Origin of the sequence: uncultured Chryseobacterium sp. (genome assembly GCF_913776365.1) — a bacterium.
GTDB lineage: Bacteria > Bacteroidota > Bacteroidia > Flavobacteriales > Weeksellaceae > Chryseobacterium.
This window is the reverse complement of sequence record NZ_CAJYMO010000089.1, coordinates 1-10969: the sequence shown is the minus strand read 5'-3', so window position 1 is coordinate 10969 and position 10969 is coordinate 1. Positions and strand designations below refer to the sequence as shown.

At 45.6% G+C, this 10969-nt stretch carries 7 protein-coding genes; 2 read left to right on the top strand and 5 right to left on the bottom strand.

The annotated features are described in order from the left end of the window. Nucleotides 1–1012 (bottom strand): hypothetical protein (locus QZ735_RS04580; RefSeq protein WP_294244826.1); only part of this gene is annotated, 1012 nt, incomplete at its 3' end. A 994-nt stretch (nt 1013–2006) separates the two neighbouring features. On the opposite strand from QZ735_RS04580, the gene QZ735_RS04575 reads away from it, so the two are divergent. Then, nucleotides 2007–4526 carry a PAS domain S-box protein gene (locus tag QZ735_RS04575; RefSeq protein WP_294244823.1) on the top strand — a complete coding sequence of 840 codons (2520 nt, stop codon included), beginning with the start codon at nt 2007–2009 and terminating at the stop codon, nt 4524–4526. On the opposite strand, the gene QZ735_RS04570 is transcribed toward QZ735_RS04575, so the two are convergent. Continuing rightward, nucleotides 4520–5125: a Crp/Fnr family transcriptional regulator gene (locus QZ735_RS04570; protein WP_294244820.1), complete on the bottom strand. Its 606-nt coding sequence runs from the start codon at nt 5123–5125 to the stop codon at nt 4520–4522. The genes QZ735_RS04575 and QZ735_RS04570 overlap by 7 nt on opposite strands. 447 nt (nt 5126–5572) lie before the next feature. Between QZ735_RS04570 and QZ735_RS04565 the strand changes: the two genes are divergently transcribed. Next, nucleotides 5573–6169, top strand: coding sequence for a Crp/Fnr family transcriptional regulator (locus QZ735_RS04565; protein WP_294244817.1), 597 nt, complete (start codon nt 5573–5575; stop codon nt 6167–6169). A 339-nt stretch (nt 6170–6508) separates the two neighbouring features. Here QZ735_RS04565 and QZ735_RS04560 read toward each other — a convergent pair whose 3' ends face one another. The 3 genes from QZ735_RS04560 to QZ735_RS04550 all read right to left on the bottom strand — a co-directional run bounded on the left by QZ735_RS04560 (nt 6509) and on the right by QZ735_RS04550 (nt 10440). Then, nucleotides 6509–7435 (bottom strand): malate dehydrogenase, encoded by a 927-nt coding sequence (locus QZ735_RS04560; RefSeq protein ID WP_294244815.1) that lies wholly within the window; start codon nt 7433–7435, stop codon nt 6509–6511. A gap of 235 nt (nt 7436–7670) precedes the next feature. Then, nucleotides 7671–8222 (bottom strand): biliverdin-producing heme oxygenase, encoded by a 552-nt coding sequence (locus QZ735_RS04555; protein WP_294244812.1) that lies wholly within the window; start codon nt 8220–8222, stop codon nt 7671–7673. A 16-nt stretch (nt 8223–8238) separates the two neighbouring features. Further along, a complete protein-coding gene (locus QZ735_RS04550; RefSeq protein ID WP_294244810.1) occupies nt 8239–10440 on the bottom strand; it encodes an ATP-binding protein in 2202 nt (733 codons plus the stop codon). Nucleotides 10441–10969: the final 529 nt, after the last annotated feature.

The following is a 10969-nucleotide window of genomic DNA, read 5'->3' as shown; positions in this document are numbered from 1 at the left end:
CGTTGTAGGTTACCGGGACATCCACAAAGGTGGTCCCGGAAGCAATGGTAACGGTTTGCGAAGTGGTGGCAAAATCGGTACCGGATACATTGATGGTGTAGGTGCCCGGTCCGTAGACATTGGATATCGGAATCCTTACCGTCCGGGTAGAGGCATAGCCTGTGGAGAACGTGGAGTTCCCCTGGAAGGCCGCCCCGCCGCAGGTGAAGGTAAAAGGCACATAATACGGCACGGAAGCGAGGTCCAGGTTTCCGAAATTGCTGCCGACATTAAAAGTGGCCACTGTAGTGGATACCCCGGTAGAAATATTGATGCTGTTGATCTGGATGGTATTGGTGGTACCGCCGGAAGCACCGGTAAGGGTTGCCGTATAGACAAGCCCATTCAGATAAGCCATTCCTCGGATTCCTGCTACCGTTGCAGCAGGTCCTGTAAGCTGGGATGCTTTGGAGGCGACTCCGGTGGCAATGGATATTTTATACAGGTATCTTGCGGTATTTGTGGAATTATTTAGGAATGTATAGATGTTGTTCTCATAATCAAAGAACGTATCGGTTCCAAATGTTGCTCCTGAGTTCCAATCGGTATCTCCCGCTGCCGCGGTGATGGGTACAACGGCCCCGGCAGGATAAATCGGATAGAGTGATTTGGTATTGGACTGGAATCCGTATACCCTGCCGAAATAGGTACCCGGTACATTGTTGGTCCCGATTCCCCCGATCTGTACATTGGGTCCTGTAACAGGCGGAGTCATGGCTACACCGTTCTTATAGATCGGCGCATTGGCTGCAATGTCGGAATTGATAAATACTACGCTCCCGGGGTTGCCTCCGGGGTTATCATACCCTACAGCCAGGTTGCTGACTTCAGTAGCGGTTGCAGGTGCGGGGGTGGCAATGGGTGCAGGAAGCGAGACGGTTCCGGTGATCCCCGTAATGTCATAAACACGCCCTGTTGCGGCAAATGACAGGTACAGCCTGTCAATCTGTTGTGAGCGGAATACATGCGGCATGCAAAAAAATGCAAGAAGCAATAATAAAAGATCAAATCTTTTCATATACTAGTGAATTATTTTAAAACAGATCAATAATTATAATTTACTGATAATACCCGGAGCGCAGGCTCCAGATATTTTTATAAACTAACATTCAATTGATGACAAAAAAGTCTCTTCTAAAATTGTGTCTACTAGCGTGAATTCAATATGGTCCCGGATCATATTTTTGCGGTGCAAATTTAATGATTATTGTCTAAAAAATGAGACAATACCATTTTTTTATAAATCAAACTTACTCCTAGCCTTATATCATAGTAAATATCAACAGTTTAAAAAAACAATCTGATCCCGGAATTGTATTTCGCCGGTTAATATGATGCAATTCCAGATACGTTACGAGTTCGTTTCTTATACGCTTATCTCTTTTCCTTAGCGTCAGCAGGCCTGTCGTTTGAGATCCGCAGGATGAGAAAGATTTACACCAAATCTTCACAGGCCCTTGCAATCAATACCAATGATTAATTTAAAATATAGACAGGCTGTGGTAATGATGAAGAATCTGACGGCCATGCGCTGAAAGTTTCCCAATGTTATGTATTTAGCTGATGCAGGCAAAGGTATCAATCTTTTCACAGTATAAAATGAAGGAATTTTATTCGGTACGGAGCAAAAATTAACTCTCACTCCTCTGCCCTATCCTGCTTTGCACCCCGGAGAGCCACAATAACCGGACTTGTGCATGCTTTTTTACAGGGATGTAAGGCTTACCGGGCCAGTTGTTTTTATACGGCACCTGATCGCCGCCCATTTTTCAGGCCTGTATTGTGTGTCTGAGAGGTCTCTATTTCATCCCGGCTGAAAGCGGAATTTCCGACAATTCACTTTTCGGCAGTCCGGAATTGCTATGATCATGGTATGAAAAAAACGTTTCATGGTACGCTTTTCAGCGGTATGAACACAGGGAATATCTCCTATTTTTGTATTTTCGTGAACTGAAACCTAAATGATAATGACGCATCCTGTAGTCCCTTTGAATTTTGAACAGCTGACCCATGTACTTTCTTTTTCCGGCACTGCTACCGCTGTGCATGTTGGCGAAGATGCCAGAATTGAATTTGCCAATCAGGCGATGCTAACCATCTGGGGCCGGGGACCGGAGATTATCGGGAGAAGTCTCGAAGAAGCACTGCCGGAACTGTCAGGCCAGCCCTTTATCGAAATGTTTGCAAAGGTATGGCGTGAAGGCATTACGATCTCAGGAAAAGATACGCCTGCCGAAATACGGGTAGACGGAATGCTGGATACCTATTATTTTGATTTTGAATACCGTGCCATTAAAGACGGCAGCGGCCGGGTCATCGCCATACTGCATACAGCCACTGACGTTACCGAGCGTTACAAAAACAGACGTGAACTGCAGGAAGCCAGCCAGAATAAGGAGCTGCTGATCCGCGAGCAGTCACTGAACGAGCAGCTTGCTGCAGCAAATGAAGAATTAAGCGCAGTGAATGAGGAACTCCAGACAGGCAGGGAAGAACTTTCCCGCATGAATAATGAACTGGAAGACCTGGTGGAAGACCGTGTAAAAGCATTGATCGAAAGCGAAGAGCGCTTCCGGTCTATGGCAGACAATACCGATGTACTGATAGCCGTGCGCGATCAGACCGGGCAACTGATTTATTTTAATAAGGCATGGTCACAGCTTACCGGACGAACGGCAGACCAGTTGATGAGCACAGGATGGTATGATCTGATTCATCCCCAGGACAGGCAGCAATTTCTCCATACCCACCAGCAGGCATTTGCACAACGGATTTCCTACAGTGCCGAAATGCGGCTGCTCGGGTCTGACGGATCCTACCACTGGTTGCTGAAAAAGGGGACGCCCAGGTTTTTTTCTGACGGAAGCTTCGCCGGATACATCAGCTCCTGTGTAGACATCACCCCGCTGAAATTGAGTGAACAGCAACTTCAGGACATCAACGAAGAACTGGCAGCCTCCAATGAAGAATTCGCTTCCCTGAATGAAGAGCTGGCTGCTACCAATGAAGAACTGGCACAGTCCAACGATGAGCTGCTGCTCAGTGAGGCCCGCTTCCGGAACCTGATCAGACAGGCACCGGTGGCCATATGCGTCATCCGGGCGGAAGACCTTGTGGTTACTGAAGTGAATGACGGCTACCTGCAACTGGTAGGCAAATCCCGGGATCAGCTGGAAAAACGTTTTATCTGGGAGGGAGTGGCGGAAGCTGCCGAAGTTTATTCACCGGTGATGCAGCAGGTAATTGCTACCGGCATTGCCTTCCATGGAAGGGAGCATGAACTCGTCCTGAACCGAAACGGCGCAGATGATACCGTGTTTATCGATTTTGTTTACGAACCGGTAAAAGACCTGAAAGGAACAGTAACTTCAATTATGGTGGTAGGCAATGATGTGACCGATAAAGTGAGGGCCAGAAAGCAGATTGAAGACGTGGAAGAACGTAACCGTCTTGCCATTGAGGCGGCAGAAATCGGAACTTATGAGCTGAGCTACGAAAGCCAGACGGTCATTGGCTCCAAACGATTTGATGAGATCTTCGGGGTGACCAGCCCTGTCCCGAGGGCACAGGTACTCTCTACCTATCATCCCCTGGACCACTCCCTTAGCGACCAGGCCCATGCAGCTGCCCGGAGTACCGGGAAGCTGCATTACGAAACCCGCATCCTTAATCCGGAAGGGGCTGTAAAATGGATCCGGCTGCAGGGAAACATTCACTACGACAGCCAGGGCAACGCCAGAAAACTGCTGGGTACCGTAATGGATATTACTGCCCTGAAACAGATTCAGCAGCAGAAGGATGATTTCATTTCAATTGCCAGCCACGAACTTAAAACACCCCTTACCAGCTTAAAGGCCTCTCTACAACTTCTGGAAAGGATGAAGACAAACCCTACTGCCCTGCTGCCCCGTCTTATCGAGCAGAGCAACAGGAGCATGGACAAGATTTCCGAACTGGTAGAAGAGCTGCTGAATGTTACCCGGATTAACGAAGGCAAGGTTATTTTAAACAAAAAGAAATTTAATCTGGCCCATATGGTGGACGAATGCCGTTCCCATGTATTGCAACTGGGAACCCACGAACTGGTGGTAGAAGGAGAAAAAAACCTTGAAATCATGGCAGATGAAAACCGGATACAGCAGGTGGTCGTTAATTTTATCAATAATGCCGTGAAATACGCACCCTGTAGCAGAAAGATCTTCCTGAACATTGAAAAGAGCAGCCATTCGGTGAAAGTCTCACTGAGGGATACCGGCCCGGGGATACCGGCGGATAAGCTGCCGCACCTTTTCGAGCGTTATTACAGGGTAGACCCGAAAGGCATACAGGTTTCAGGACTCGGACTCGGACTGTACATCAGCGCGGATATTATCGAACGGCATGGCGGTAAAATTGGTGTTGAAAGCGGAGAAGGTAAAGGAAGCACATTCTGGTTCACCCTGCCCGACGGTCCTGCTGAACACGCGGACAACCGCAATAATCAGTAGTATACCCGGCCTTTAATGATTTCAACGATCTTTTCCCGCTCTAATTTTCTTAAGATCCTGATGACGGTCTCTATACGGAGACCGGTAAGATGCGAGAGCTCTTTGCGGGTATACGGGATTTTATAGCGCTGTGTTTCCGTTTCCGGGGTAGCGTGGCTTTCTTTTAAATGATCAAGTACGGTTAATAACTGATGGGTAGCATCTTCCGATGTCAGGCTGTTCAAAAAGACATAGCTGTAGTACGTCCTTTCCGCGCAGCTTTTCAGGAAGTTCAGCTGGATTTCAAAATCGGACTCCAGGAGCTGCAAAAGCCTGGACTGTTCTAACCTCAATACCACACTATCTTTGGCGGCAACGGCACTTACAGGATACCTGTGATGCTTACAAAACAGGAATATTTCCCCGAATGAGTCGCCTTCTTCATGAATGCTCTGAATGAATTCTCCGTTACCGTTATTAAAATTTACAAGCTTAACTTTTCCTTTTATAATCTGGAAATAATACTCAGGTGCATCGTTCTCTTTAAAAAGTATCCCGGATTGCTTGATGTGGAGAATTTCTGCTCCAAAGGTAATGAGTAAATCTTCTCTGATAGCCATAAGTCTTAATAAACTAATTCTATATGACGATTACAGTTCACAAAATAGTCAATCACTGAAATAGCATATATATAGGTAAACTATGCAAATATACAATCATTTTTTTTCTTTTGTTATGATTTTAGTCAGAGCAGGGCAAACCGGGCCTTCAGGGCCAAGCTGATGTTCATCATCAGAGTCAGCCACTTTACTGCTGATCACCGGTTATCATTATATATGTACCTGTATTCAACATCAAAATGAGCATATTTCATTTTTAAAATATGACCTACATCATATTTTACTGTAACCCATATCTGTATCTTTGATCCGGCCAAAAAACAATCCGGCCATAGCTTACGATATTTTCTTCTCAGAAAATATAAAAGTGCTTCAGGGCATTTATATTCTCAGGATATAGTATGTATCGGTTCTGACAAAGGAATATCCAATACTAAAATTTTACGTATGTGCATCAGCGAAGAACTTCTGCGTTCGATAGGAGCAACGGAACACGATTACAGCCTGGGCGATTATCTTTTTCGCCAGGATACGCTGCCCCAGTTCTATTTTTATATTGTGGAAGGCAGGGTAAAACTGAACAGGTATGCTGAGGACGGCAAAGAATTCATACAGGATATCATTCAGGAAAAATCAGGTACGGGAGAATCAATGCTGGTTTTAGGCAAACACTACCCGGTCAATGCCGTCGCACTTTCAGAATGTACCGCGCTTAAATTGCCCGGTCAACGGTTCTTTACATTGCTTAAAGATCATCCTTCCGTCTTAAATGACATCTATTCCAGGCTTGCTGACCGTACTTTCGAAAAGCAGACCCTGATCCATACCATTACCAGCAAAACGGCTGAAGACAGGCTTATTGAGATCCTGAACCAGATGAAAGAATCGCAGGAGAAAAAAGACAGGTTCTCCCTGGAAGTCGGTTATACCAGGCAGCAACTGGCCTCTCTCAGCGGATTGTCCCTGGAAACCACCATACGCATCATCAGGAAAATGGAGAAGGAGAATCTTATCAAACTGGACGGAAAAAAGATTCTATACTGAAAACCAGTCCGGATTCATATTTCATATTCTTTTTAACGTAAACATAGACGAAGAGCCAGCCGTTGGGTTAATGAGGTATAAAGGGTAAAACCGCATCCTTTGCTTTTCCATGTCCCCGCCAGAGCGGCCGATCCTGTTTTTTTCTTTTGAATGTATATGATCTGAAAAACTGATTCACAATTCCGTCTCGATTCTTTCTTACTTTACCGGAATGAGTCAGGCGGCAGCAAGTTCATCTTCTTTCCGCATGAAAATGAAGGGCTTTTATTCCATCATCCTTATTCGTAAAAAAACCGCGCCTTTTTGCGGGCGCGGTTTATTGATATAGATTGAATGATCTTAGAACTTCAGGTCTCCGTTCACCTCTCTCACGGCCTGTGCCGCTTCAGCGAATTTCAGCTGTTCGTCTGCAGTAAGGGTAATGTTAACGATTTTTTCAACCCCGTTTTTCCCGATGATGGCAGGAACACCCAGGCAGATATCATTCTGTCCGTATTCTCCTTCCAGCATCAGTGAGCAAGGGATCATTTTCTTCTGGTCGCAGGCGATGGCCTGTACCATTACGGAAACGGCAGCTCCCGGCGCATACCATGCAGAAGTACCCAGTAATTTGGTAAGGGTTGCCCCTCCTACTTTGGTTTCTTCAATTACATATTTCTGCTTTTCATCATCCAGGAACTCGGTTACAGGAACTCCGTTTCTTGTGGCTTTGCTTAACAGAGGAAGCATTCCGGTATCGCTGTGGGCAGCAATTACCATCCCGTCCACGTCTGAGATCGGTGCTTCCAGCGCTTCTGCCAGCCTGTACTTGAACCGTGCGGAATCCAAAGCTCCTCCCATTCCGATGATCTTGTGCTTAGGAAGGCCGGAAGTCTTGTGTACCAGGTAAGCCATGGTATCCATCGGGTTGGAAACCACGATAATGATTACTTCAGGAGAGTTTTTAACCAGGTTTTCAGTTACTTCCTTAACGATCCCTGCATTGATCCCGATCAGCTCTTCTCTGGTCATTCCCGGCTTTCTCGGAATTCCGGATGTAATTACCGCTACATGAGAACCTGCAGTTTTGCTGTAATCTCCTGTGGTCCCGGTGATTTTTGTATCGAATCCGTTTAACGAGGCCGTCTGCATCAGGTCCATCGCTTTTCCTTCAGCAAAACCTTCTTTGATATCGACCAAAACCACTTCCGAACAGAAGTTCTTCATAGCAATGTATTCTGCACAGCTGGCTCCTACAGCGCCTGCACCTACTACGGTTACTTTCATAATATCTTTATTTATTGTTTTTAATGGTATTACGGAACTTTACAGTTTCCTAATGTATACTGTTTATTGTTTTATTGATTGCTATCATGCAGCTCTCAGGATTCGTGTTGTATTTTATTGCATTTCCTCCTGAAAACGCCCAAATTTAACAATTCCTGAAAAATTGGGCAATTTTTCAGGAATCTAATTATCTTAAATATGATATTTATAAGGTTTTGTACTCCCTTACTGCCGTTTAATTGACGTGTAATAAAAAAGTATAGAGTTTGCGGGCGCCGGCAAGTACTTCGTCATATTGATCTTCCGGAACCCGGGTATCGAGTATTTCCTTGAAATTTTTCCACATCGCGCCTGTCTGATCGCCGTAGCATCCGAAGAAATGGAATGTTACCCGGTCAAATCCTTCGGTCTTAGAGAGCTGTCTGGCGATCACATTCCCGCCTAACGTTGAACCTTCAATAACATACATCGCACCCAGCGCTTCATGCTCGTTGGCAAATTCAGGACCTCCGGAAACAGTGCGGCTTTCAAGATCAAGGCCTTCAAGGTCTTTCTCGATCAGGGGAAGCTTTCTGCGTTGTTCAAGCTGAAGAATGTCCCCGAATGTGTCGGAAAGACGGTTGAAAATACGGTCTTCGGCATGAAGGAGCATCAGGTAGTTTGTCCCGATGATCTTTTTATAGTCATCCAGGCTGAAGGTTTTACTGAAGATTTTCCCGGAATTGAAGAGTGCTTCGGCTGCGTCGTGATATTCTGCCGTATGCTGCTTTAGATATTCGGATACCATAAAGATATAAATAATGTTAAAAGTTAGGATTCTGGAAGGTCAGGACAAAACAGGTGCCGCCGCCTTCATTAGCGGTATAATCCACATCGCCACCAAGCCTTTTCATGATCCGCTGTACGATGGAGAGTCCTACGCCGTTTCCTTTGAACTTCCGGGCGTTATCCATTCTGTTGAAGATTTTGAACATTTTGTGCTTATTTTCCTCCGGAATCCCGATTCCGTTGTCTGAAATCCTGTAGACTACGAATTCCCCTTCTTCCTTCCCTTCGATGGTGACTACGGGGGCTTCCTGCTGTGAAGAATATTTAATGGCGTTGTTGATGACATTCAGGAAGGCCTGGTGCATCATCGTCTGGTCCGCCAGTACTTCCGGGCATTCCCCGATGATTACCGAACTTTTCTCGGTATCGAAAGTAATTTTCGCATTCGCGGAAATCTTTTCGATGGTACGTAAGGTTTCCAGGCTTTCCAGCTGGATTTCGCTGTGCTTGGCACGGCTCAGCTGCAGTACATCATTCATCATCACGGCCATATTATCGATCTCCTCGATAATGGAATTGATCTTGTTCTTGCTTTTATCAGACGCGTCCGTGAGGGTCTTCAGGAGCATCTGGGCATTAAGCTTCATTACCGTAAGCGGCGTTCCCAGGTCATGGGAAATGGTATAGGAAAAACTGTCAAGCTCTTCATTTACTTTTTTAAGCTCATCGTGAAGCTTCTTGATGGTGGAATAATTTTTATGGGAAGTCTCCAGGATGAGATCGCGCACCGTCTGCAGGGCAGCCATATTCCTGGAGTTCCATCTTTTGGAATTCCCTTTGATGTTTTCGGTAAAAAGGCGGAAAGAGCTTCTGGGGGAAACCACCTGCTTTTCTTCTCCGTCCTGGTAAATGGTGTCAATCTGTTTTTCCGGGTTTCCGGCCCAGTCGATATGTTCGTCGAATTCTTTCCTGAACCAGATCAGCAGATTGTTTTTACTTCTTTCGATAAAGTAGATCACTACGCCTGCAGCCTTTGTATCCAGGCCCAGTTCCTGGCCATGGTCTTTCAGGAAGCTCCTGCTCATGTAAATGCTGTCGTCGGTATGCTCATGCGCCCAGTCGGTAATGGCATGGATCTTTTCCGCAGCCGGGATACTTCCTTCGGTTACCATCTTTCGGTCTGCTACAATGGCAAGCCCGTCTGCTTCCAGAAGGCTGCAGATTTCAGCTTTGTTGTCCACCAGCGAATCAAAAAGGCTGTTGTGCTTCAGGAACTCCGATTTCAGCTGCAGGGCTTTACTGTTGAGTTCCAGCCGGTAATTGAGCTCATTTTTGGATTTGAAAGATGAATAGGCATTGGCTGCCAGTGCCGTGAAGATACCGGCCTGTACACGGTCCTCGAGGTCGATATGCCTGGGTTCCATGTTCTGGCAGGTAACCAGTCCCCAGAGATGATCGTCTATGATAATGGAAACACTGAAGCTTGAAGAAGCTCCTGAATTTTTGATGTACTGTGCATGGATCGGCGACATGGCCCGGGTGGAAGAATAGGTAAGGTCGATAGGCTCTTTGCTTCTGCTTACGATAGGTACCGGTTCCGAATGGACATCACTGAAAATCCTTTTCCTTTTTTTCAGGTACAGTTCCCTGGCCTGGATAGGAATATCGGATTCCGGATAATGAAGGCCAAGGTAGCTTTCGAGGCTGTCATTGGTTTTCTCGGCTATTACCTTCCCGGATCCGTCCATCATGAATTTATAAACCATCATCCGGTCGTAGTTCACGATCCTGGACAACGTACCCAGCAGCTGGTCCCAGATTTCCTGCTCGTCATCACTGATGTAGAAATTATCATATTTATTGGAAATCTTTTTCTTCGGATTCCATACTACTTTTTCCAGCTCAAGAAAAATGTTGCCTTTGCTGCGGAAAGCGGAAAGATGGTATTCTGCGCTTCCGATATGAATTTTATCGAAAAAGGTCTCGTTATCCCGTTTGGTAAAATTAGGAAGTGAGGTGTAGATATCGGATTCGATGATGCTTCTGAAGACCTCTGTAAAATCAGTCAGTTTCCTGCCGAAAAGCTGTTCAGGGCTTTCAACGGGAAAAATATCTTTTATATTCTCACTGAAAAAAGTAATGGAATGAGATTCTGCAGCGATGCCAATCAGATAGCCAAAACTTTGTATGTAGCCCGGAATATGGATAGGCTCTTCATGACACTCTACAAAATTCATATAATACTTTGAACAATCAAATATAATATTTTTTTTACAGCTGTGGTATATTTTTCACTCAAAACGGGTACCACAGAAATAAAATACGTTAAAAAGTCCGGAAAACTGTATATTTATTCATAAACAGGGGATATTTTCTGTAAATTAATTATTTACCGAATAACTTATTTAAAGTTTACACGGATGGCAGCAATCCATAACTCCTGTTCCTATGGGTTCTTACCTTGCCATCCTTCAGATCCTGCTGCAGTTTGGGAGGAACTGACCAATGGTTTTTGCCCGCTTTTATTTTCTACCGGAGCCTGATGCCCCGGTTCATCCGGATAGGATATTACATACAGTCTCCTGCCACCATCCGGCCATCTCCCGGTTTGTCAGACTTCCGGAAGCGGCTCTGTAGTCATTCCCAGGGCCCTCCGGATCAGTCAATGCATATTCCTATGTGGCAGCAGCCTTCTGCTTGGTTATACTTCTTTCTCGAAATACAGCATATAATATTTTCCGTTCTCATCTTCACCCTGTGCCAGTT

Coding starts and splice junctions, on each gene's coding strand:
- QZ735_RS04550 (WP_294244810.1), bottom strand. CDS start 10,440: ATGAATTTTGTAGAGTGTCATGAAGAGCCTATCCATATTCCGGGCTAC.
- QZ735_RS04560 (WP_294244815.1), bottom strand. CDS start 7,435: ATGAAAGTAACCGTAGTAGGTGCAGGCGCTGTAGGAGCCAGCTGTGCA.
- QZ735_RS04570 (WP_294244820.1), bottom strand. CDS start 5,125: ATGGCTATCAGAGAAGATTTACTCATTACCTTTGGAGCAGAAATTCTC.
- QZ735_RS04555 (WP_294244812.1), bottom strand. CDS start 8,222: ATGGTATCCGAATATCTAAAGCAGCATACGGCAGAATATCACGACGCA.
- QZ735_RS04575 (WP_294244823.1), top strand. CDS start 2,007: ATGACGCATCCTGTAGTCCCTTTGAATTTTGAACAGCTGACCCATGTA.
- QZ735_RS04565 (WP_294244817.1), top strand. CDS start 5,573: ATGTGCATCAGCGAAGAACTTCTGCGTTCGATAGGAGCAACGGAACAC.